Below are 21,669 nucleotides of genomic sequence, written 5' to 3'. Positions count from 1 at the left end.
GGTCGACAGCCCGTCCCCGATCGGTTCAGGGCCTTGGCTGCAATATAGTACGGACATGACCGTGGAAAATAACGGCCCGCTCCCCGGCAGCGGATCGAACCGGGTGCCGCTGTCCCGGCAGCGGCGCGGTGTCCTGCAGTACCTGCGCGGCCAGGCCGCCCCCGTGACCGCCGGCGCGCTCGCCCAGGTGTGCGCGCTGCACGTCAACACCGTCCGTGAGCATCTGGACGCCCTGGTGGACGACGGCCTGGCGGTACGGGAGCGGTCCGCGCCCGCCGGACGCGGCCGCCCGGCGTGGCGCTACCGGGCCCGCTCACCGCAGGAGTCGCCCGCCCGGGAGTACGCGGGACTGGCCGCCGTGCTCGCCGCGCGCATCGCCCGTACCAGCGCGGACCCGCGCGGGGACGCGCTCGCGGCGGGCGAGGAGTGGGGGCGCGTCCTGACCTCCGGCCAGGAGGCCGCCCCGGACCCCCGGGAGGCCCGCGAACGCCTCCTGGACCTTCTCGGGGAGATCGGCTTCGCCCCCGAGGCGGACCCGGAGGCACGCCGGGTCCGCCTGCCACGCTGCCCGTTCGTGGAGACGGCCCGCGAACACCCCGGCGTCATCTGCGGCGTCCACGAGGGCCTGGCCCGAGCGGCCCTGAACTCCCTGGGCGAAACCCCCCAGAACGTCGAACTCCTCCCCTTCGCCACCCCGGACGCCTGCCTGCTCCATCTCGGCACCGCCGAGATGGAGGACGCGGGGGCGGATGTTCTCGGCTGGGACGCGCCCGGGGCGGGTGGCGCCAGGCATGGTGCTGCTGGGGTGGAGGCTCCCGGGTCGGAGGCTCCTGGGCTGGACGTTCCCGGGCCGGACGCTCCCGGGCCGGACGCTCCCGGGCCGGATGCCCCTGGGCCGGACGCTCCCGGGCCGGACGTCCCGGGGTCGCACGCCCCCGAGCGGGAAGGCACCGAGCCGGGGGAGATCCGGTGACCGCCGACGCCGCCCGCCGTGCGGGCGCCCGCCGCGCGCCCCTGCTGCTGGCCGCCGGCGTCTGTCTGCTCGCCGGGCTCGACGCCGCCCTGCTGCTGCTCGGGCTGCCCGCCCCCGTCACCGGTGACCGCCTCCCGCAGGTGCACGGCGTCCTCCTGGTCCTCGGGTTCGTCGGGACGCTCGTGGCACTGGAGCGGGCCGTCGCCCTCGGCGGGCGCTGGCCCTATCTGGCCCCCGGAGCGCTCGGCGCCGGGGGCCTGCTGCTGCTCAGCCCCCTCGATCCCGCCGTTCCCCGGCTGCTGCTGGTCGCCGGGACCGCCGTACTCGTCGCCCTGTACCTGGCCTTCTGGCGGCGGCAGCCGAGTGCGGCCCTCGTCGCGCAGGCCGCCGGGGCCGTGTCGGGGCTCGGGGCGGCGCTGCTGTGGCTGGGCGGGCTCGACGTGCCGCGGCTGCTGCCCTGGCTGGCCGCGTTCCTCGTGCTGACCATCGCGGGCGAGCGGCTGGAACTCGCCCGGGTGGCCCTCCTCGCACCCCGCGCCGAACCCGCCTTCCTGGCCTGCGTCGGCGCCGTCGCCACCGGTGTCGTCGCCACCCTGATGTGGCCGGCCACGGGCACCCTGCTCCTCGGCGCCGCCCTGCTCGCGCTGGTCGCCTGGCTCGTCGTGCACGACGTCGCCCGCCGGCTGCTGCGCTCCACGGGCCTGCCCCGTTTCTCCGCCGCCTGCCTGCTCGCCGGATACGCGTGGCTCGGCCTCGCCGGAGCCCTGTGGCTGCTGGGCGGCCCGGTGGCCGGGGGGAGCCGGTACGACGCCGTCGTGCACGCCGTCTTCCTCGGCTTCGTGATGTCGATGATCATGGCGCACGCCCCCGTCATCCTGCCCGCAGTCCTGCGCCGCCCGCTGCCCTACCACCCCGGCCTCGCCCTGGCCGCCTGGCTGCTGCACGGCTCCCTCGCCCTGCGCGTCATCGTCGGCGACCTGCGGGGGATCCGGGGCGCGTGGCAGCTCGGCGGGGTGCTCAACATCACCGCCGTACTGCTCTTCCTCCTGACGGCGGCGACGGCCTCCGTGGCGGCCACGCGACGCCCTGCCCCCGATCCCGTCCCCGCCGACCCGAGGAACATCCGGTGACCACGCAGCTGTCCTCCCCCACCGCGAGCGGCCCCGCCCCGAAGCCGCCCGGGCGTTCCCCGCGCGCGCTGTGGCATCTGGGCGTGAACGCGGTCGTGGTGGCCTGGCTCGCGCTGTTCGCCGTGGTCGGGAGCGCCCACCACTTCCTGCCGCACGCCTTCTGGCTGCTCGTCCACACCCTGCTGCTCGGCGCGGTCACCAACGCCGTCGTCATCTGGTCGGGTCACTTCGCCGCGTCCGTACTGCGGCTCCCGGAGGCGAACCGGGGCGCCCCCGCCGCACTGCGGCTGGTCTGTCTGAACGCCGGTGCCGTCGCCGTCATCGGCGGCATGTACACCGACCGGTGGCCCGTCGTCCTCGCCGGCGCGGGCCTCGTCGCGGCCGCCGTCACCGCCCACGCCGTATGGCTCGTACGGCTGTTGAAGCGGGCCCTGCCCGGCCGGTTCACCATGACCGTGCGCTACTACACAGCCGCCGCTACCCTGTTGCCCGCCGGAGCCGCGCTGGGCGTCGTCATGGCCCGCGGCACCCTCGGCGGTGACCTGCCCGAACGGCTGCTGCTCGCCCACGAGATGATCAACCTGCTCGGCTGGGTCGGCCTCACCGTCGCCGGCACGCTGATCACGCTGTGGCCGACGATGCTGCGCACCCGCGTCGCGGACGGCGCGGAACGGGCCGGACGCCGCGCCCTCCCGGTCCTGCTCGCCGGCCTCGGCGCGGCCGTCGCCGCCACCCTCCTCGGCCCCCCGCCGCTGGCCGCCCCCGGCGTCGTCACCTACGCCGCCGGGCTCGTGGTCGCCGGCGTCCCCTGGGCACGCGAGGCCCGCGCGAAGACCCCGCGGTCCTTCGCCGCCTGGTCGGTGGCCGCGGGCAGCCTCTGGCTCGCCGGGTCCCTGCTGCTCCTGGCCGGCATCCTCCTCACCACGACGTCCTGGATCACGGTGGGGGAGCGCACCTCGCTGCTCACCGCACCGCTCGCCGCCGGCTGGATCGCCCAAGTACTCCTCGGCGCGCTCAGCTTCCTCGTCCCCGTGGTCCTCGGGGGCGGCCCCACCGCCGTACGCGCCGCCACCGCCGGACTCGAACGGGCCTGGCCCGCCCGGCTGACCGTGACCAACGCCGCGCTGCTGCTCTGCGTCCTGCCGGTGCCGTCCGTGGTCCGGGTGATCTGCTCCGTCCTGCTGCTGGTGACGCTGCTGCACTTCCTCGTCCTGCTGCTGCTCACGGTCGTCCGGGGCCTGCGCGGCCGCCGCGGGGGGACGGCCGGGCCGGAACCCGCCGAGGCGCGGCCGCACCGCGTCCTCGGGGGCGTGGCCCTCGGGCTCGCCGTGGTGATGCTGGCCGTCGCGGGCGGCGGCGCGGCGGACGTACGGTCGCTGCCGATCCTCGAACGGTCCGCCGCCACGAACGCGGACGGCGGCGAGGTCACGCCCACCGGCCGTACGACCACGGTCGAGGTGACGGTACGGAACATGCGCTTCTCCCCGGCCTCCGTCGACGTGCCCGCCGGTGACCGGCTGGTGGTCGAACTGGACAACACCGGCACCGACACCCACGACCTGGTCCTGGAGACCGGCGCCCGCACCGACCGCGTCGCCCCCGGCGAGCGGGCCACGCTGGACGCGGGCGTCGTCGGCCGGGACCTGGAGGGCTGGTGCTCGGTGGTCGGCCACCGGCAGATGGGCATGGTCTTCGGCGTACGGGTCACCGGCGCCGGCGCTGCGGCCGCCCCGCAGGACGACTCGACCGCGCACGACCACCACACCGCCGAGTCCGAGAACACGGGCGACTCCGCCGCCGACGCCTTCGACCCGATGGCGGCGCCCACCGACGGCTTCACCGCCCGCGACGCCCAACTGCCGCCCGCCGAGGGCCGGGTGCACAAGCGCACCCTCACCGTGAAGGAGGCCGGGGCCGAAGTCGCCCCCGGCGTACGGCAGACGCTGTGGACCTTCGACGGAACGGCCCCCGGCCCCGTACTGCGCGGCCGGGTCGGCGACACCTTCGAGATCACCCTCGTCAACGACGGCACCATCGGCCACTCCGTCGACTTCCACGCCGGATCGCTCGCGCCGGACGAGCCGATGCGCACCATCCCGCCCGGCGAGTCACTGACGTACCGCTTCACCGCAACCCGCAGCGGGGTGTGGATGTACCACTGCTCGACCATGCCGATGTCCCTGCACATTGCCAACGGCATGTTCGGCGCCGTCGTCGTCGACCCGCCCGGTCTGCCGGGCGTGGACCGCGAATACCTGCTGGTGCAGTCGGAGTTCTACCTCGGCGAGCAGAACGGCACCGCCGACCCCGCGAAGGTGAACGCCAAGGAACCCGACATGGTCGCCTTCAACGGCTACGCCAACCAGTACGACCACGACCCGCTGACGGCGAGGACCGGTGAACGCGTACGGATCTGGGTGCTGACGGCCGGACCGAACCTGCCCGGCGCCTTCCACGTCGTGGGCGGCCAGTTCGACACGGTGTTCCGCGAAGGCGCCTACGATCTGCGGCCGGGCGGTACGGAACACGGCGGCGCCCAGATCCTCGATCTCGCCCCCGCGTCGGGCGGGTTCGTCGAGCTGACCCTGCCCGAGGCCGGCGACTACCCGTTCGTCACGCACATCATGAGCGACGCGGAACGCGGCGCGCACGGCATCCTGCGCGTGCGCTGACCGGGCCCGAACGGCCCCGACCGGCTGCCCGACCCGCGTGCCCGGGTCCAGACAACGGCCCCCCGCCCGCAGGGGCGAGGGGCCGTGACGAAGGGCCGGGGCTGTGCGCGGTCAGCCGCGCTGGATGCCCGAGGTGTCCTGAAGGACGCCGCGACGACCGTCCTGGGTCTGCGCGACGAGCGACGGACCGCGCTGCTCGACCGCCAGGTACCAGGTACCCGGGGCCAGTTCGGCGATCGGCGTGGACGAGCCGTCCTCCGGGAACAGCGGCCGGGGCACCGGCACGGCGAACCAGAACGGCGAGAAGTCCCCGGCCGGGGGTGCGGCCGGCTGACCGGGCGCGGCCGGCTGGCCGCCCGGGAACGGCTGCTGCCCCGGCGCCGGCTGACCGCCGAACGCGGCGGGCTGCTGCGCACCCGGGTAGCCGTAACCGGCGGGCGGCTGGGCGCCGTACGGCTGCGGCGCGGCGGGACCGGCGGGCGGGAGGAGGGCGGCCTTGAGGGCGGGGACCAGGGGGGTCGCCACCGCGGCGGCGGCCATGATCAGCGTGGCGACGAGGGCCAGGATCAGACCCGTACCGGCGTCGGGGCCGTCACCGCTGCCCTCGAAGTTGTCGGCACCGCCGGCCACGTCGAAGATGTTGCCCAGCGCGCTCCAGGCGGCGAACACCGTGAACGCGATGCCGAACTGGCCCAGGTCGAGCCCCGCGACCTTCGGCACCTGGGGCAGACCACGGGTGATGACGATGAGCGCGGCGCCGATGATGCCCGCCAGCACCACTCCGAGCAGAACCGGCCCGCTGGCCCACAGGCTGGGGAAGTCGAGGCTGTCGGGTGCGCCGTCGGCGGAGTAGAGGTCGAGGAACGACGCGATGAAGAGCAACACCGCTGCTCCGATCACCACGCCGTCGCCTCGAGTGAGGGAGCGGATATTCACTTCAGGTCCTTCGCAGGTCGGTAGGTCGTCTCGTCGTCGGAAGAGGCGTCGCTGTCACCATGTCGCCCGAAGGCCCCGGTGTGAAGCGCGGGGGTGGCCCCTCATCGTCCGGAAAACACTACCGTCCGCGAGATGGGGCTGTCCGCCCGGATCAACGCGCTGATCCCTACCCGCGCAGGAAACTCACGATTCCGTCGGAAATCCCTTGCGCCGCTTTCTGCCGCCAGGCACCGCTGGTCAGCAGTGCCGCGTCCTTGCTATCGCGCATGTTGCCGCACTCGATGAACACCTTGGGAACCGTTGACAGATTGAGACCGCCCAGGTCCTTACGCGTGACGAGACCGGTACCGCCGCCGATGTAGTTGGAGGGCGCGCTGCCCGTCACCCGGACGAAGTCGCCCGCGATACGGGCGCCGAGATCGGCGGACGGTCCGACGATGGCGCGGGTGTCCGCGCCCCCGGCGTCGACGGCGCCGGGAAGGATGACGTGGAAACCGCGGTTGCCGGTGCCCGAGCCGTCCGCGTGGATCGAGACGACGGCGTCGGCCCCCGCCTTGTTGCCGATCCGCGCCCGCTCGTCCACGCACGGCCCGAACGGCCGGTCCTCGTCCTGCGTCAACTTCACCGTGGCGCCCTGCTTCTCGAGGAGGGTGCGCATCCGGTGCGCGACGTCCAGGGTGAACTCGGCCTCGGCGTCACCGTCGTTGGTGGACGTGCCGGTGGTGTCGCACTCCTTGCGGTTCGTGCCGATGTCGACCTGGCGGTTGATCTCGGCGGTGTGCTCGAAGTTGGTCGGATTGTGCCCCGGATCGATGACGACGACCTTGCCCTCGAGCGTCCCGGCCGCGGCGGAGGGCTCGGCCGTGGAGGAGCCGGTCGGCTTCCCGTCCCCGGCGCTCCCGGAGGGCGCCGCCGACGACGTACGGGGTGAGGCGGACGCGGAAGCGGTGGGGGTCCCGGCCGCCTCGTCGTCCCCGGACCCGCCCACGGCGGCGTACACCGCCCAGCCGAGCAGCGCCCCGGGCACCAGCGCGGCCAGCGCCACGGTCAGGGGCCCGCGCCGGGACCGTCGGGGCTGGGGCGGTTCGAATCCGGGACCTGTGTACGACACGCAGCCACCCTAACGTCGCGGGCTCAGAGCCCAGGACCCGTCCGCCGCAGCACCCGCAGCGAACCCGTCGCCGAGACCTCCGTGAAGGCACCGGAGGCGCGGGCGCGGAGGTAGACGCGGTACGGGGCCTGGCCGGTGAACTCGTCCACCGGGTCCGGGAAGACGTCGTGGATGACGAGGAGGCCGCCCTCGGCGAGATGCGGGGCCCAGCCCTCGTAGTCGGCGGTGGCGTGCTCGTCGGTGTGGCCGCCGTCGACGAAGACGAACGCGAGCGGCGTGCCCCACAGGGCGGCGACGCGCGGGGAACGGCCGACCAGGGCGACCACGTGGTCCTCCAGGCCCGCCCGGTGCAGTGTGCGGCGGAAGGCGGGGAGCGTGTCCATCACCCCCAGTTCGGGGTCGACCGTCTGCGGGTCGTGGTAGTCCCAGCCCGGCTGCTGCTCCTCGCTGCCCCGGTGGTGGTCCACGGTGAGCGCGGTGACACCGGCCGCGCGGGCCGCGTCGGCGAGCAGGATCGTGGAACGGCCGCAGTAGCTGCCGATCTCCAGCAGCGGCAGCCCCAGCCGGCCGGCCTCGCTCGCCGCCGCGTACAGGGCCAGGCCCTCGTCCACGGGCATGAAGCCCTTCGCCGCCTCGAAGGCGGCCAGGATCGCGGGCGCGGGAGTCGCCTCGTGCGAGGCCGTACGTGTCTGCACGGACCCCATGCTGCCGTACCCCCGCCGGACCGGCCGACAGGGGGTACCGCCGGGTAACGAGGTCAGGCGGTGACCGTCTCGCCCGGCAGGGACAGGTCCAGGCCGATAGGCCGTTCCCCGCCGTCGTGCAGGGCCGGGGAGGCGAGCGGGCCGTGGCCGGTGGCGCGGGCGGCCAGGACGTACGGCCCCCGTGCCGGGACGGCGAGGGCGTATGTGCCGTCGCCGGCGGAGACGGTGGCACCCGCCTGGCGGCCGTGCCGGTCGATCAGGGTGACCTTGGCGCGGGCCACCGGCGCACCGGCCGCGTCCAGCACCCGGCCCCGGAAACCGCGCCCGTTCAGTACCGCTTCCGCGCGCTCCAGGTTGGCGTCCTCCTCGCTGCTGGCCCGCAGCCGCGGGTGCTCCGACGGGCGCCGGCCGGGCAGGAACAGGGCCAGGACGAGGCCGACGGCCACCGCGGCCGTCGCGATCAGGAACGAGATCCGGAAGCCGTGCAGGGTGGGGATCTCCGCCGTGCCGACGGTGTCCGCCGTGTTCGCCAGCACCATGCCGATGACGGCGCTCGACACCGACGTACCGATGGAACGCATCAGCGTGTTGAGGCCGTTCGCCGCGCCCGTCTCCGAGGCCGGCACCGCTCCGATGATCAGCGCGGGGAGGGAGGAGTAGGCGAGGCCGATGCCCGCGCCGAGGATCACCGAGGTGACGACGGTCTGCCAGACGGCGTCCATCAGGCCGAGGCCGCCGCCGTAACCGGCCGCGATGATCAGCATGCCGAGGATGAGAGTGGTCTTCGGGCCGTACCGGGCGGAGAGACGGGCGTAGACGGGGGCGGTGAACATCATCGTCAGGCCCAGCGGGGCCACGCACAGGCCCGCGACGACCATCGACTGGCCGAGCCCGTGCCCCGGCGGCAGCTGGAGCAATTGGGGGAGGACCAGGGAGACGACGAAGAAGGAGACACCGATCATGATCGACGCGAGGTTGGTGAGCAGGACCTCGCGGCGGGCGGTGGTGCGCAGGTCCACCAGGGGCGCGGCCACGCGCAGCTCCATCAGGCCCCACAGGAGCAGGACGACGACCGCCGCGCCGAGCAGGCCGAGCGTGGTGCCGGAGGTCCAGCCCCAGTCGCTGCCCTTGGAGACGGGGAGCAGGAACAGCACCAGCCCGGCGGACAGGCCGATCGCGCCCGGCAGGTCGAAGGTGCCCTTGGCGCGTACGGGGGACTCCGGTACGACGGCCAGGGTGAGCGCGATGGCCGTGACGCCGAGGCCGGCGGCACCGTAGTAGAGGGAGTGCCAGTCGGAGTGCTGGGCGACCAGCGCGGCGGCGGGCAGGGCGAGGCCGCCGCCGACGCCTATGGAGGAGCTCATCAGGGCCATCGCCGAGCCGAGGCGCTCGCGGGGCAGCATGTCGCGCATCAGGCCGATGCCGAGGGGGATGGCACCCATCGCCACGCCCTGGAGGGTACGGCCGGTGATCATCAGGAGCAGGTCGTTGGTGAACGCGCTGACCAGCGCGCCGACGACCATGATCGCGAGGCTGAGGACCAGCATGCGGCGCTTGCCGTGGAGGTCGCCGAGGCGGCCCATGATGGGGGTGGCGACGGCGCCGGACAGGAGGGTGGAGGTGAGGACCCACGTGGCGTCGGAGGGGGCGGTGTCCAGCAGCCGCGGCAGATCCTTGATGACCGGCACCAGCAGGGTCTGCATCACCGCGACGACGATGCCCGCGAAGGCGAGCACGGGGACCACGGCGGTCCCGCCCGGTCTGCCGTGGGGGCGGTCGGGTGTCGTCTGCGTCATGAAGGCTGCCTCCGGGGGACTGTTTCGGGGATACGTGCATCCCGAACCCCGTGCACCAAGGCAACTATTCCAATGCTTCACCCCCCTAACAATTCCTTGACCATCCCTTGGCCGTCCCCACACCCGCGGCCGGCCACACCCCCGCAGCCCGCGTAGCCGCGGCCGGCTCTTCCGCGCAGCCGCGGCCGGCCACACCCCCGCAGCCCGCGCAGCTGCGGGCAGTCGTGCCGCTGGGGCGGCACGGGTGGGCGCAGCGGCACCCCTCCAGCGGGGCGAGCGCACACTCACCCCCGCCCAGCAGTCACCCGGGGTGACGGCTGAGCGGGGGGACATCGCGCGGCCCGGCGCTTACGGGGTGCCGTCGCGCCCACCCGTGCCGCCCTGCGGCACGACTGCCCGCGGATCGGCGGATCGGCGGGATCGGTGGCGGCAGGCGCGGCACGCGGATCGGCGGCAGACGGGCGAGAGCGCGCCCGGCAGACTGCCGGTGAGGCACCCGCCCCGACGACAGGAGCCCCATGCCCATCGACCCCCGTACAGTCCTCACCGCAGCCCCGCTGGTCGGTGACATCGCCTGGACGGACGAAGACGTCCGGGTCTATCACCGCGGCATCGGCGCCCGCCCCGACCACCCCCACCCCGTCCCCGCCTTCGCCACCACCGCCGGCCCCCACGCCCCCGGCGTCACCCGCGCCCTCACCCTCCCCGGCATCGACGTCGACCTCGCCCACGTCCTGCACGGCGCCCAGTCCCTCACCCTCCACCGCCGCCCGCTCCCACCCGCCGGCACCGCCACCACCACCGCCCGCATCACCGCCGTACACGACAAGACGAAAGCCGCCGTCCTCGTCATGCGCACCGAGGCCGCCGACGCCCACGGCCCCCTGTGGACGGACGAGGCACACGTCTACGTACGCGGCGAAGGCGGCTGGGGCGGAGACCGGGGCCCGTCCGCACGGCAAGAGCCCCCCACCGCACCCCCCGACCACACCCTCGACCGCCCCACCCGCGAGGACCAGGCCCTCCTCCACCGCCTCTCCGGCGACGACAACCCCCTCCACACCGACCACGACTTCGCGGCCCGCGCCGGTTTCGAACGCCCCGTCCTGCACGGCCTGTGCACCTACGGCATGACCCTCGAAGCGGTCGTGGACACCCTCCTCGACGGCGACGTCACCCGGGTCCGCTCCTACACCGCCCGGTTCGCCGGAATCGTCTACCCGGGCGAGACGCTCCGCATCAGGATGTGGCGCCACGACCCCCGCACCGTCCATGTGACGGTGGGCGCCGCGGACCGCGACGACGCCCCCGTCCTCACCGCCACCACGGTCGAACACGACTGAGCCGGACCCCGGTCGTCGCAGAGGACGACCGGAGCCCGGCCCATGAAGAGGAACCGCGCCCGACGTGGCGTCAGGCAGCCGACTCCGTGTACTCGCCCGCCTGTTCCGGCCTGCGGTGCCGCCCGCGCGGAGACGCTTCCGCGTCCCGCGTGGAGACCGACCCCCGGTGCTTGCCGTGTCCGGCGGTGGCCTGTCCGCTCTCGGCGGACTGCGGCTCGTTCGTGATGACGTCGTTCATCGGAAGGAATTCACCCCGTAAACATGATCTTTCCTACAGCCGGGCGAGTCTAACCGGCCCACCACCACCCGCATCCAGGCGACCACGCCGACCGCCACTACTTCGTTACATGCCGCCCCAGAGGTGCCTGCTGCAAGGGCACGGGACGGGGAAATCCACCGTGCCCGAAGTGCAGGGAGAGCGGCCCCTTCGCCGAGGGCAGCGCACCGCACTCACCGCCCCCCTCCGGCCCGCCCGCCTCCGCAGCGGCCCGCACCTCCAGCCCCGCCCGCCGCCGCTCCTGCCCCGGCACCCGCAGCCCGGCGACCCCGCACGGCACGGCTCCCGTGGCGTACGGCAGCCGCAGCACCCCGTCCGCCGTCCACAGCCCCGTACCGGCCAGCCACCCCGCCGGTGCCGGGTAGTGGTGCACCTTCCGCTCCGCGGGCCGCCACACCCCGACCCAGCTCCCGGCCGGGCCGTCGACCCGCAGCGCCACCGCGCACTGCTCCGGTGTCAGCATCTGCCCCGGCTGGATCGCGAACGGCGTGACCACGCGGTCCGCGGGCCGCAGGCACTCCGGGAACCGCACCGGCAGCGTGCTGCCCAGCACCCCCCAGCCCAGCCGCTCCCGCCCGGGCGAGGGCGCGTCCGAGCCGACCAGCAGCAGCCCGCTGTCGGGGTCGGCGAGCAGCACCCGGTCGTCGCTGTCGGGGGCGATCTGCAGCAGCGGGGACATCTCGCCGCCGCGCTCCAGGTCCACCACGACCGCCTTGGTGCGCCCGCCCGCCGCCCGGTCCACGGCGAGCATCCGCCCGTCCCGGTCCAGCCATGCCCCGCCCGAGCAGTGCCCCGGCACCTCCGCGACCTGCCGCGGTCCGGGCGGGCCGCCGGCGACCAGCCACACCGCGGTCGACCGCCGGCCCACCGCGAGCGCGTACGCCCGCCGGCCGCCCGGTGAGGGCGGCAGCAGCCGCAGCCGGGTGTCCTCGTCCGGGCACTCGACCGTGCCCAGCGGCAGCTCACCGGTGCCGGGGCCGGTCGGGTACAGCAGGGAGAACGCGTGCCGCGCGGCCATCGGCCGGTGGATGAGGACCCGCCCGTCGCTCAGGGGCTGCACCTCGGTGCCGGGTTCCTCGGGCTGGTTGCCGGGCAGCGGCACCGCGTAGGGCTCGGGGCCGTCGAGCGTCCAGCGCTCCGGGAAGAGGGAGTCGCCGGCGCGGGTGAGGCGTGCGGCGTAGGCGCCGTCGGCGGTGATGGCGCAGGCCGCCCCGCCGCCCGCCCGTCCGGCTCCGTCCTCGTGTCCCGTCGCAGGTTCGATGGCACAGACCGTCATCGTCGGTCACCTCCGGTGATGAACGTAGGTCGCGCATGCACGGGCGGCGGAGCGGTGGGCCCGCACTTCACACGTACGGGTACTCCAGGAACGATTCTGCTGAGGGAGGGGAGGCGAGTGTGCTCCCCGGCGCCGGTACTGCCGTACGAAACAGCCAGGTAGCCTTGCAGGCGTGCCCCGTCTGTCTGAAGTCATCGCCGCGCTGGAAAATCTGTGGCCCGCCGAGCGGGCCGAGTCCTGGGACGCGGTCGGCACCGTCGTGGGCGATCCCGGCCAGGAGGTCACGCGGGTCCTGTTCGCCGTGGACCCGGTGCGGGAGACCGTCGACGAGGCGGTGACCCTGGGCGCGGACCTGCTGGTCACCCACCATCCGCTCTATCTGCGCGGTACGACCACGGTCGCGGCGTCCACCTTCAAGGGCCGCGTGGTGCACACGCTCATCAAGAACGACATCGCGCTGCACGTCGCCCACACCAACGCCGACACCGCCGACCCGGGAGTCTCCGACGCCCTCGCCGGTGCGCTGGACCTCCGCGTCGTACGGCCCCTCGTGCCGGACCCCACCGACCCGGACGGACGTCGGGGGCTCGGCCGCGTGTGCGAGCTGGACCATCCGCTGACCGTCCGCGACCTCGCCGCCCGCGCCGCCGAGCGCCTCCCCGCGACCGTGCAGGGCATCCGCGTCGCCGGCGACCCCGACGCGCTCGTACGGACGGTCGCCGTCAGCGGTGGTTCCGGCGACAGCCTCTTCGACCACGTACGGGCGGCCTCGGTCGACGCCTTCCTCACCGCGGACCTGCGCCACCACCCGGCCTCGGAGTTCGTCGCGGACCGCGCCCACAGTCCCCTCGCGCTGCTCGACGCGGCGCACTGGGCCACCGAGTGGCCCTGGTGCGAGCTGGCCGCAGCCCAGCTCGACGAGATCTCCGACCGTCACGGCTGGGACCTGCGGGTCCACGTCTCGAAGACGGTCACCGACCCCTGGACCGCCCACGCGGCGTCTCCCGCCACCACCGACACATCTGGAGCCCCCAACTGAACGCCGCGCCCGCCGACCAGATCCGCCTCCTCGACGTCCAGGACCTCGACGTCCGCCTGCAGCAGCTCGCCCACAAGCGGAGGTCGCTGCCCGAGCACGCCGAGATCGAGTCGCTGACCCGGGACCTCACCCAGCTGCGGGACCTGCTGGTCGCCGCGCAGACCGAGGAGAGCGACTGCGCCCGCGAGCAGACGAAGGCCGAGCAGGACGTGGACCAGGTGCGCCAGCGTGCCGCCCGCGACCAGAAGCGCCTCGACTCCGGCGCGGTCTCCTCGCCGAAGGACCTGGAGAACCTCCAGCGCGAGATCGCCTCCCTCGCCAAGCGGCAGGGCGACCTGGAGGACGTCGTCCTCGAGGTCATGGAGCGCCGCGAGTCCGCGCAGGAGCGGGTCGCCGAACTGACCGAGCGGGTCGGCTCCGTCCAGGGGAAGATCGACGACGCGACCGCGCGCCGGGACGCCGCGCTCGAGGAGATCGACGGCGAGACGGCCTCGGTGACGAAGGAGCGCGGGGTCGTCTCCGGTTCCGTGCCGGCGCCGCTGCTGAGCCTGTACGAGAAGCTGCGCGAGCAGCAGGGCGGCATCGGCGCGGCGAAGCTGTACGCCCGTACCTGCCAGGGCTGCCGCCAGGAGCTCGCCATCACCGAGCTGAACGAGATCCGCTCCGCCGCCCCCGACACGGTGGTGCGCTGCGAGAACTGCCGCCGCATCCTGGTGCGTACGTCCGAGTCCGGGCTGTAGGGAGTCCGGGCGGTGCGGGAGTTCATCGTCGAGGCGGACGGCGGGTCGCGGGGCAACCCGGGGCCCGCGGGCTACGGCGCCGTGGTGAGCGACGGGGCGACGGGGGAGACCCTGGCGGAGGCGGCCGAGTACCTCGGCGTCGCCACGAACAACGTCGCGGAGTACCGGGGCCTGCTGGCCGGCCTGCGTGCCGCGCACGCACTGGACCCGGGGGCCAGGGTCCACGTCCGGATGGACTCCAAGCTGGTCATCGAGCAGATGTCGGGCCGCTGGAAGATCAAGCACCCGGCGATGAAGCCGCTGGCGGCGGAGGCGTCGGGCGTCTTCCCCAGGGGCCGGGTCACGTACGAGTGGATCCCCCGAGCGGAGAACAAGCACGCCGACCGCCTGGCCAACGAGGCGATGGACGCGGGCAAGCGCGGCGAACAGTGGACGCCGTCGGCGTCCCGCGCCTCCCTGGACACCCCGGCGGCCCGCCCGCCGGCACCCGAGCCGTCGGGCCCGCCCGGCGACGCGAAGGCGGGCGCGGCCAGGGCCCGCGCCGCCCTGGCGCAGACCACCGGCCCGCACCCGGCACCCGCCGGTGAGGAACCCCGCCCGGCGCCGCACCCCTCACGGCGTGCGGCGGATGAAGCGGCTACCACACCGGACGCCGCGGTGAACCACACGGCCGATGACGTCACGGTGACCTCGGGCGCGGGTGCCGGTGCCGAGTCCGGGGCGGTGACCGACCCCTCGCGGCGTGCCGCCGACGCCGCTCCGGGTGCCGCTGGCGAGGTGTGGGCGGCCGGCTCCGGTGTCGAGTCCGGGGCGGCGGCGGACTCCTCGCCGCGTGCCGCCGCGGGACGCTCGGCCGATGACGTCACGGTGACCTCGGATGCGGGTGCCGGTGTCGAGTCCGGGGCGGTGACCGACCCCTCGCGGCGTGCCGCCGACGCCGCGTCGGAGGCCGACGGCGAGGCGCGGGCGGCGGACGCCGGTGCCGCCGACGCACGGCCGACCGTCGCCGAAGGCGCCGGCACAGTACGCCCGTCCGGCCGCACCCGCCAAGCCGATGCCGTTCTCCGGGCCGCGCAGGCCGTGGCCACCCCCGGTGCCGGGTGGGCGGCTCCAGACATGGGGCCGCCCGCGACCTTCGTGCTGCTGCGGCACGGGGAGACGCCCCTGACCCCGCAGAAGCGGTTCTCCGGGAGCGGTGGCAGTGATCCCTCCCTCTCCGGGATCGGACGGGAACAGGCCCAGCGGGCCGGGGAGTTCCTTGCCCGGCGGGGGACCGTGGAAGCGGTCGTGGCCTCGCCGCTCGCCCGTACGCGCGAGACCGCCCGTATCGTCGCCGCCCGGCTCGGGCTCGACGTGGCCGTGGACGACGGGCTGCGCGAGACGGACTTCGGCGCGTGGGAGGGCCTCACCTTCGGCGAGGTCCGTGAGCGGCACCCCGACGACCTCAGCGCCTGGCTGTCCTCCCCGGACGCCGAGCCCACCGGCGGCGGCGAGAGTTTCGCGGCCACCGCCACCCGGATCGCCGCGACCAGGGACCGGCTGACCGCCGCGTACGCGGGACGCACGGTCCTGCTCGTCACGCACGTGACACCGATCAAGACCCTGATACGCCTCGCCCTCGGCGCCCCGCCCGAGTCCCTGTTCCGGATGGAACTCTCCGCGGCCTCGCTCTCCGCCGTGGCGTACTACGCCGACGGCAACGCCAGCGTCCGCCTGTTCAACGAGACCTCGCACCTGCGCTGAGCCCCGCCGCCGTACGCGCCAGCCCCTCGATCCGCCCCCAGTCCCGCGCGGCCAACGCGTCCGCCGGAAGCATCCAGCTCCCGCCGACGCACGCCACGTTGGGCAGCGCCAGATACTCCGGCGCGGAGTCGATCCCGATGCCCCCGGTCGGGCAGAAGCGGGCCTGCGGAAGCGGCCCGGCGAGCGACTTCAGATACGCCGTCCCGCCCGCCGCCTGTGCCGGGAAGAACTTCATCTCCCGCACCCCCCGCTCAAGGAGCGCCACCACCTCCGAGGTGGTCGACACCCCCGGCAGGAACGGCACCCCGGACGCCCGCAGCGCCTCCAGCAGTACGTCCGTCCACCCGGGGCTGACCAGGAACCGCGCCCCGGCCGCCACCGCCTCGCCCGCCTGCTCCGGCGTGATCACCGTCCCCGCCCCGACCACCGCGTCCGGCACCTCGGCGGCGATCGCCGAGATCGCGTCGAGCGCGGCGGGCGTCCGCAGCGTCACCTCGATCGCGGGCAGCCCCCCGGCCACCAGCGCACGCGCCAGCGGTACGGCGTCGGCGGCGTCCTCGACGACGACGACCGGCACGACGGGGGCGAGATCCAACACGGAGGAGGGCAGCGGAGAACTCATGCCGTCATCCTGCCCGCACCGCTGCGCACCGCGCAAAGCCCATTGCGCAGGATGCAATCAGGGAATGTGATCAGTGGACCTCGTCCACCAGCACGTCCAGTGCCCAGGCGGCACCCGCCCGGCCCGGTGCCGTGGCCTCCACCTCGTATCCGAGGTCCCGCAGCGCCTCCACCAGCCCGGCGGGGTCCTTCGGTACGGCACCGGCCGTCAGCAGGCTCCGCACGATCCGCCCCTTGGTCGCCTTGTTGAAGTGGCTGACCACCTTCCGCGTCGGCGCGTGCAGCACCCGTACCGTCGCCGTCCGCCCCGCGACCTCGCCCTTCGGCTTCCAGGCCGCCGCGTACGCCGCCGACCGCAGGTCGAGGACCAGCCCGCCGCCCGCCGCCTCGGGCAGCACCTCCGCCATCGGCGCACGCCAGTGCCCGCTCAGCGCGCCGAGCCCCGGCAGCCTCACGCCCATCGACAGCCGGTAGGACGGAATCCGGTCGGTGACCCGTACGGCGCCCCACAGCCCGGAGAACACCAGCAGCGACTTCGCCGCCCGCCGCTTCGCCGCCGCGTCGAGGGAGGCCAGGTCCAGGGCGTCGTACAGCACCCCGGTGTAGATCTCCCCGGCGGGCCGCGCCCCGGCGCTCCCCAGCTCCGCGTTCTTCGCGATCTCGCCCCGCAGTCCCTCGCTCAGCCCGAGCACCTCGCGCGCCTTGTCCTCGTCGCCGGTGCACAGGTCCACCAGCTCGGCGAGCGCCGCCTCGCGCGCCGCGGCCAGCCCCGGCAGCGACAGCGACTCGGGCTTCAGCGGGGCGCCGCGGCCGGAAGCGGCCTTGCCCTCGGACGGCGGCAGCAGGACAAGCACACGTACTCCTTCGGTCGAGCTCGAAGTCAGGGTACGGCGTGGACCGGCACGTCAGACGTGGCCACCGGCGGAAGGCGCCCCGGCCAGCGCGCGGACGAGCCCGTCGGCGTCGTCCGCGTGAAGACGGACCACGCGGATCTCGCGGGGACGCCCGAGGAAGGTGACGTGGGTGACCGGCCGGTCCAGCTCGACCGTGACGGTCGTCTGCGACCCGACCGCGAGATCGAGCTCCCCCTCCGCCGCCTCGTGCGTCATCCGCAGCTCCCGCCGGACGGAGGCGATCCGCTCCACCGGTATCCGCAGATCGACGTGCACGGCCCGGCGCACCCGCAGCACACCGTCCCCGACCACATGGGGCCGTACGACGGACGCGGCGTGCAGCGCGACGACGAACACGACGGTGTACACGTCCAGGACGAGCACCGCCGCGTGCACGGCCGGCCAGTCGGCCAGCAGCACGGACAGCGCCACCGTCTCGACCACGCACACGAACGCGAGCCCGTACATCATGGCCGCCTCGCCGCGCGCGTACCCGAACGCCGTGCCGCCACCGACACCGTGCCGCCGCCGGGCCACCCACAGCCACAGGCTCATCATCAGCCGCAGCTCGTGCCCCGCCACCGCGCCCGCCATCCGTACGCCCCTCATGACCCCTCCTCGCTGATGATCCGCACCATGCGGCGGATCACCTCGGCCTGGGCCGGCGGGAAGTCGGCGTAGAGGGCCCGCAGGAAACCGGCGGCCTCCCCCTCCGCGACCCCCTGCGGAACCATTCCCTCGGGAACGGAGGCGGCGAGCGCCCGCGCCGTCTCCTCCACCCGCGGATCGTCCGGCTCGGCGTCGGCGAGCGCGTCGAGCCGCTCGTACAGCTCCCGCACCCGCTCCACCCCGCCGGGCACGTCCACGACCCCGCCGAGCAGCCCCATCAGCCGCTCCCGCTCCTCGGGCGGCGTGGCGGTCTCGATCAGCGCGAGCATCTCGCGGTCCCTGGCGGCCGTGGGGGAGCCGGACAGATGGGCGGTGTCCCGGAACAACGCGGCCAGCTCCGGCGACACCGGCCCCTCGGCGGTCAGCCCGCCCTCCGTCTCCAGCAGGGCCCGCAGCCGCGCCCGCCGCTCCCGGATCGCGGCCTCCTGCCGCGCCAGATCCTCGTCCAGCTCGGTCAGCACCTCGACGAGGTCCTTCCCCGCCTCGTCCGCGAGCACGTCCCGCACCTCGGCGAGCCCCAGCCCCAGCTCGGTCAGCCGCCTGATCCGCGCCAGCACGACGGCATGCCGCAACCCGTAGTCCCGATACCCGTTCCCCAGCCGCACCGGCTCCGGCAGCAACCCCGACTGGTGGTAATGCCGCACGGCCCGAGTGGTGACCCCGACAGCACGGGCAAGCTCTCCGATCCGCATACCCCCAGTAGAAACGTTGCCGCTACGACAGGGTCAAGCGAACACGGTCGAGCGAACAGCACCGGCTTGCGCACCGGGCGAGCCCTCCGTACGAAAGTCTGGCGAGCGACCGAAAGCGAGGAGCCGCACCGTGATCACCTACGATCCGATCACCGAGAACCTGCTGCTGGACTGGTTCGCCGTCCTCGACGCCCCCGAAGGGTTCCGGGCGGAACTCATCGAGGGAGAGCTCTTCCTCACGCCGCCGCCCGACGGATCGCATGAGCACTGTCTCGGCTTGATCTCGCGCCAGATGTACACCCGTTCCCGAACGGCCATGGCCTTCTCCGGCCACAAGGGCCTGCGGCTGAAGGGCGCGCCCTCCTGCCCACCGGACCACGTGATCCCGGACGGCACGCTTGTGCCCTGGGACTCAAGGCTCTTCCGGGGAGCCGATCCGTGGATGCCGTGTGCCGGTGTCGCCATGGTGGTGGAGGTGACCGGCGCCGGCCCCACGGCCGACCGCGAGACCAAACGCCGCTGCTACGCCCGAGGAGGCATCCCCCTCCACCTCCTCGTCGACCGCGAAGCCTCCTCCATCACACTCTTCAGCGACCCGGAGCAGGACGAGTACCGGGAAAGCTGCACCCGCCCCCTCGGCAAGCCGCTGCCCCTCCCCGCCCCCTTCGCCTTCGACCTGGACACCGCCGACTTCCTCTGATCCCCTACTCGTCGGGGGTGCGAGGTGGCGGACGTACCGGAGCAGGCCCGGTGGACCAGGGCGCGGCTGGGGCGGTGCGGGCCCGCGCTCGATCTGCTCACCGCCCGGTTCAACCGGCACGAGTACGCGCCGCACGCGCACGACGAGTTCACGGTCGGGGTCACCGTCGGCGGGCTGGAGACCATCGCCTACCGGGGCGGCCGCATCGTCTCCGGGCCGGGTTCGATCGTCGTCCTCGAACCCGGCGAGATGCACACCGGCGGCCCCGCCGCCCCCGAGGGCTACTCCTACCGCGCCCTCTACGCGGCCCCCGCCCTCCTCGCCGACGGCACCCTCGGCGCCGCCCTCCCGCACTTCCGCGACCCCGTCATAGACGACCCCGAACTCGCCGTCGCCCTGCGCCGCGCCCACACGGACGTCAGCTCCTGCCCGGACCCCCTGGAGGCGGAGTCCCGTATCCCCTGGCTGCTCACCACCCTGGCCCGCCGCCACTCCACCGCCCGCGCGGACGACCAGGCGGTCCCGGGCACCGTCGCCCTCGCCGTACGCGACCGCCTCGCCGACCAACTCCTCGAACCGCCCTCCCTGGCCGCCCTCGCCGCCGACCTCGGCCTCTCCCGCTACCAGCTGCTGCGCGCCTTCCGTACGACGATGGGGGTGCCCCCGTACGCCTGGCTCGCCCAGTACCGGGTCACCAGGGCCCGCGCCCTCCTGGAAGCCGGCCTGCGCCCCGCCGAGGCGGCCGCGCTCGTCGGCTTCGCCGACCAGGCCCATCTGACCCGCTGGTTCCGCCGCGTCCTCGGGGTGACCCCGGCGGCGTACCGCAACAGCGTTCAAGACCCCCGCCGCTGAACGGCCGCACACTCACCGCATGACTGCACGCGGCTGGCTCCTCTTCTCCCTGATGGGAGTGGTCTGGGGCATCCCCTATCTGATGATCAAGGTGGCGGTGGACGAGGTGTCCCCGTCGGCGGTGGTGTTCGCGCGCTGCGCGATCGGCGCCGCCCTCCTGCTCCCCTTCGCCCTGCGCCAGTCCGGCTTCGCCCGGAACCTGCGCACGCACTGGAAGCCGATGCTGGCGTTCGCGGTGATCGAGATCATCGGCCCCTGGTACACCCTCACCGACGCCGAACGCCATCTGTCCAGCTCCACGGCGGGCCTGCTGATCGCGGGCGTCCCGATCGTCGGCGTCCTGCTCTCCCGCTTCTTCGGCACCGCCGAGTCGCTGAGCACCCGCAGGATCACCGGCCTCGCCCTCGGCCTCGGCGGCGTCGGCGTCCTCACGGTCCCGCACCTGACCGGCGGCGACGCGTTCTCCCTTGCGGAGGTCCTGGTCACGGTCGTCGGCTACGCCACGGCCCCCCTGATAGCCGACCGCTACCTGAAGCAGGTCCCGACGCTGCACCTCATCACCCCCTGCCTCGCCCTCGCCGCCCTGGTCTACGCCCCCGCGGCGATCGTGACCCGCCCCGCCGTCCTGCCCTCCACCGAGGCCCTCGCCGCCCTGGCCGCGCTGGGCGTCGTCTGTACGGCGGTGGCGTTCGTGGCGTTCCTGGAGCTGATCAGGGAGGCGGGCCCGATCCGCGCCTCCGTCATCACGTACGTCAACCCGGCGATCGCCGTGGCGGCGGGTGCCCTCTTCCTGGACGAACCCCTGACCGCCCCGGTCCTGGCCGCCTTCGCCCTGATCCTCACCGGCTCGGTCCTGGCGACGGCCGCCGCACCGAAGCCCCGCTCACGCCCGGTACCATGGTCGGCACGGCAGACGAGCCGGGCGGGCGGCCGCGTGGAGTCCCTCACGGGACTTCCCGAGGAACGTCCGGGCTCCACAGGGCAGGGTGATGGCTAACGGCCACCCGGGGTGACCCGCGGGACAGTGCCACAGAAAACAGACCGCCCGGCGCTTCGGCGCCGGGTAAGGGTGAAACGGTGGTGTAAGAGACCACCAGTGCCCAGGGCGACCTGGGCAGCTAGGTAAACCCCACCCGGAGCAAGGTCAAGAGGAGACACCTCTTCGCAAGAGAAGGCGTCTCTGCGCGGATGTTCGAGGGCTGCCCGCCCGAGTCCGTGGGTAGACCGCACGAGGCCGGCGGCAACGTCGGCCCTAGATGGATGGCCGTCGCCCGGGGACTCCGCGAGGAACCCCGGGAACAGAACCCGGCGTACAGCCCGACTCGTCTGCCGCTCTTCATTTACGCAGGTCGGATGCAACAAGAAGATCGTCCGACCGAGCGGATCAGCTCGCGCTGTCCGCGGCGTGGGCGGACGGGCTGTCCTGGCGAAAACCATTGGTGCCCGGCTCGCTCCCCTGATGGACTGACGTCCCACCATGAGTCCGCTGTGTGACGGAGGTA

General features: G+C 74.1%; 19 protein-coding genes, 1 other RNA gene and 1 pseudogene. 11 read left to right on the top strand and 10 right to left on the bottom strand.

What is annotated here, in order from left to right; genetic code table 11:
- Window positions 1-55: 55 nt before the first annotated feature.
- From IF28_RS0120995 to IF28_RS0120985, 3 genes are read left to right on the top strand one after another with little or no spacing between them, the layout of a single operon-like run.
- Entirely contained in the window at window positions 56-973 is a 918-nt protein-coding gene (locus IF28_RS0120995) for a helix-turn-helix transcriptional regulator (RefSeq protein WP_078621290.1), read from the top strand.
- Window positions 970-2,103: a hypothetical protein gene (locus tag IF28_RS0120990; protein WP_051713815.1), complete on the top strand. Its 1,134-nt coding sequence runs from the start codon at window positions 970-972 to the stop codon at window positions 2,101-2,103. The genes IF28_RS0120995 and IF28_RS0120990 overlap by 4 nt, the downstream gene beginning before the upstream one ends.
- Window positions 2,100-4,775, top strand: a complete 2,676-nt coding sequence (locus IF28_RS0120985; RefSeq protein WP_199809019.1) for a multicopper oxidase domain-containing protein — start codon at window positions 2,100-2,102, stop codon at window positions 4,773-4,775. The genes IF28_RS0120990 and IF28_RS0120985 overlap by 4 nt, the downstream gene beginning before the upstream one ends.
- 111 nt (window positions 4,776-4,886) lie before the next feature.
- On the opposite strand, the gene IF28_RS0120980 is transcribed toward IF28_RS0120985, so the two are convergent.
- The 4 genes from IF28_RS0120980 to IF28_RS0120965 all read right to left on the bottom strand — a co-directional run bounded on the left by IF28_RS0120980 (window position 4,887) and on the right by IF28_RS0120965 (window position 9,322).
- Entirely contained in the window at window positions 4,887-5,711 is an 825-nt protein-coding gene (locus IF28_RS0120980; RefSeq protein WP_030222612.1) for a DUF5336 domain-containing protein, read from the bottom strand.
- 166 nt (window positions 5,712-5,877) lie between these two features.
- The gene (locus tag IF28_RS0120975) at window positions 5,878-6,822 is read right to left on the bottom strand and encodes an N-acetylmuramoyl-L-alanine amidase (RefSeq protein WP_030222609.1); all 945 of its coding nucleotides are present in this window, start codon (window positions 6,820-6,822) and stop codon (window positions 5,878-5,880) included.
- A gap of 23 nt (window positions 6,823-6,845) precedes the next feature.
- Complete coding sequence (locus tag IF28_RS0120970) at window positions 6,846-7,526, bottom strand: class I SAM-dependent methyltransferase (RefSeq protein WP_051713814.1); 681 nt, start codon at window positions 7,524-7,526, stop codon at window positions 6,846-6,848.
- 53 nt (window positions 7,527-7,579) lie between these two features.
- Window positions 7,580-9,322: an MFS transporter gene (locus IF28_RS0120965; RefSeq protein ID WP_030222603.1), complete on the bottom strand. Its 1,743-nt coding sequence runs from the start codon at window positions 9,320-9,322 to the stop codon at window positions 7,580-7,582.
- A gap of 518 nt (window positions 9,323-9,840) precedes the next feature.
- Between IF28_RS0120965 and IF28_RS0120960 the strand changes: the two genes are divergently transcribed.
- Window positions 9,841-10,665 carry a MaoC/PaaZ C-terminal domain-containing protein gene (locus tag IF28_RS0120960; RefSeq protein WP_030222601.1) on the top strand — a complete coding sequence of 275 codons (825 nt, stop codon included), beginning with the start codon at window positions 9,841-9,843 and terminating at the stop codon, window positions 10,663-10,665.
- 70 nt (window positions 10,666-10,735) lie between these two features.
- On the opposite strand, the gene IF28_RS39485 is transcribed toward IF28_RS0120960, so the two are convergent.
- Both IF28_RS39485 and IF28_RS0120950 read right to left on the bottom strand, forming a co-directional pair.
- A complete protein-coding gene (locus IF28_RS39485; protein WP_199809018.1) occupies window positions 10,736-10,903 on the bottom strand; it encodes a hypothetical protein in 168 nt (55 codons plus the stop codon).
- A gap of 97 nt (window positions 10,904-11,000) precedes the next feature.
- Window positions 11,001-12,218 (bottom strand): hypothetical protein, encoded by a 1,218-nt coding sequence (locus IF28_RS0120950; protein ID WP_030222599.1) that lies wholly within the window; start codon window positions 12,216-12,218, stop codon window positions 11,001-11,003.
- A 172-nt stretch (window positions 12,219-12,390) separates the two neighbouring features.
- Between IF28_RS0120950 and IF28_RS0120945 the strand changes: the two genes are divergently transcribed.
- Genes IF28_RS0120945 through IF28_RS0120935 form a run of 3 tightly spaced genes read left to right on the top strand, consistent with a single transcriptional unit; the run spans window position 12,391 to window position 15,740 of the window.
- Entirely contained in the window at window positions 12,391-13,257 is an 867-nt protein-coding gene (locus IF28_RS0120945; protein WP_030222598.1) for a Nif3-like dinuclear metal center hexameric protein, read from the top strand.
- A complete protein-coding gene (locus IF28_RS0120940) occupies window positions 13,254-13,997 on the top strand; it encodes a zinc ribbon domain-containing protein (RefSeq protein WP_078621296.1) in 744 nt (247 codons plus the stop codon). The genes IF28_RS0120945 and IF28_RS0120940 overlap by 4 nt, the downstream gene beginning before the upstream one ends.
- A gap of 12 nt (window positions 13,998-14,009) precedes the next feature.
- Window positions 14,010-15,740: a bifunctional RNase H/acid phosphatase gene (locus IF28_RS0120935; RefSeq protein ID WP_030222591.1), complete on the top strand. Its 1,731-nt coding sequence runs from the start codon at window positions 14,010-14,012 to the stop codon at window positions 15,738-15,740.
- Here IF28_RS0120935 and eda read toward each other — a convergent pair.
- The 4 genes from eda to IF28_RS0120915 form a co-directional block, all read right to left on the bottom strand.
- Window positions 15,715-16,362 (bottom strand): bifunctional 4-hydroxy-2-oxoglutarate aldolase/2-dehydro-3-deoxy-phosphogluconate aldolase, encoded by a 648-nt coding sequence (gene eda, locus IF28_RS0120930; RefSeq protein ID WP_030222588.1) that lies wholly within the window; start codon window positions 16,360-16,362, stop codon window positions 15,715-15,717. The two genes, IF28_RS0120935 and eda, sit on opposite strands and share 26 nt — an antisense overlap.
- Before the next feature lie 70 nt (window positions 16,363-16,432).
- Entirely contained in the window at window positions 16,433-17,215 is a 783-nt protein-coding gene (gene yaaA / locus IF28_RS0120925; protein WP_030222585.1) for a peroxide stress protein YaaA, read from the bottom strand.
- 51 nt (window positions 17,216-17,266) lie between these two features.
- Complete coding sequence (locus tag IF28_RS0120920; RefSeq protein WP_030222584.1) at window positions 17,267-17,863, bottom strand: hypothetical protein; 597 nt, start codon at window positions 17,861-17,863, stop codon at window positions 17,267-17,269.
- Window positions 17,860-18,615, bottom strand: coding sequence for a MerR family transcriptional regulator (locus IF28_RS0120915; RefSeq protein ID WP_030222581.1), 756 nt, complete (start codon window positions 18,613-18,615; stop codon window positions 17,860-17,862). Before IF28_RS0120915 ends, IF28_RS0120920 begins: the two co-directional genes overlap by 4 nt.
- Before the next feature lie 133 nt (window positions 18,616-18,748).
- Between IF28_RS0120915 and IF28_RS0120910 the strand changes: the two genes are divergently transcribed.
- The 4 genes and pseudogenes from IF28_RS0120910 (at window position 18,749) to rnpB (ending at window position 21,496) form a co-directional block, all read left to right on the top strand.
- On the top strand, window positions 18,749-19,315 hold the full coding sequence (locus IF28_RS0120910; RefSeq protein WP_030222578.1) for a Uma2 family endonuclease: 567 nt from the start codon (window positions 18,749-18,751) through the stop codon (window positions 19,313-19,315).
- Window positions 19,316-19,339: 24 nt separating this feature from the next.
- A complete protein-coding gene (locus IF28_RS0120905; RefSeq protein ID WP_030222577.1) occupies window positions 19,340-20,167 on the top strand; it encodes an AraC family transcriptional regulator in 828 nt (275 codons plus the stop codon).
- Window positions 20,168-20,186: 19 nt separating this feature from the next.
- Window positions 20,187-20,966, top strand: a pseudogene (locus IF28_RS40390) (DMT family transporter); the annotation flags it as partial.
- Between the two features lie 115 nt (window positions 20,967-21,081).
- Window positions 21,082-21,496: RNase P RNA component class A (gene rnpB, locus IF28_RS37135), an RNA gene on the top strand.
- Window positions 21,497-21,669: the final 173 nt, after the last annotated feature.

The organism is Streptomyces sp. NRRL WC-3626 (genome assembly GCF_000718785.1).
Taxonomy (GTDB): domain Bacteria; phylum Actinomycetota; class Actinomycetes; order Streptomycetales; family Streptomycetaceae; genus Streptomyces; species Streptomyces edwardsiae.
This window is presented reverse-complemented; position numbering and strand designations above follow the sequence as displayed.

Excerpts from the sequence above, each read along its gene's own strand:
- eda (WP_030222588.1), bottom strand. The coding sequence starts at position 16,362 with ATGAGTTCTCCGCTGCCCTCCTCCGTGTTGGATCTCGCCCCCGTCGTG.
- IF28_RS0120970 (WP_051713814.1), bottom strand. The coding sequence starts at position 7,526 with ATGGGGTCCGTGCAGACACGTACGGCCTCGCACGAGGCGACTCCCGCG.
- IF28_RS0120920 (WP_030222584.1), bottom strand. The coding sequence starts at position 17,863 with ATGAGGGGCGTACGGATGGCGGGCGCGGTGGCGGGGCACGAGCTGCGG.
- IF28_RS0120965 (WP_030222603.1), bottom strand. The coding sequence starts at position 9,322 with ATGACGCAGACGACACCCGACCGCCCCCACGGCAGACCGGGCGGGACC.
- IF28_RS0120960 (WP_030222601.1), top strand. The coding sequence starts at position 9,841 with ATGCCCATCGACCCCCGTACAGTCCTCACCGCAGCCCCGCTGGTCGGT.
- IF28_RS0120915 (WP_030222581.1), bottom strand. The coding sequence starts at position 18,615 with ATGCGGATCGGAGAGCTTGCCCGTGCTGTCGGGGTCACCACTCGGGCC.
- IF28_RS0120995 (WP_078621290.1), top strand. The coding sequence starts at position 56 with ATGACCGTGGAAAATAACGGCCCGCTCCCCGGCAGCGGATCGAACCGG.
- IF28_RS39485 (WP_199809018.1), bottom strand. The coding sequence starts at position 10,903 with ATGAACGACGTCATCACGAACGAGCCGCAGTCCGCCGAGAGCGGACAG.
- IF28_RS0120950 (WP_030222599.1), bottom strand. The coding sequence starts at position 12,218 with ATGACGGTCTGTGCCATCGAACCTGCGACGGGACACGAGGACGGAGCC.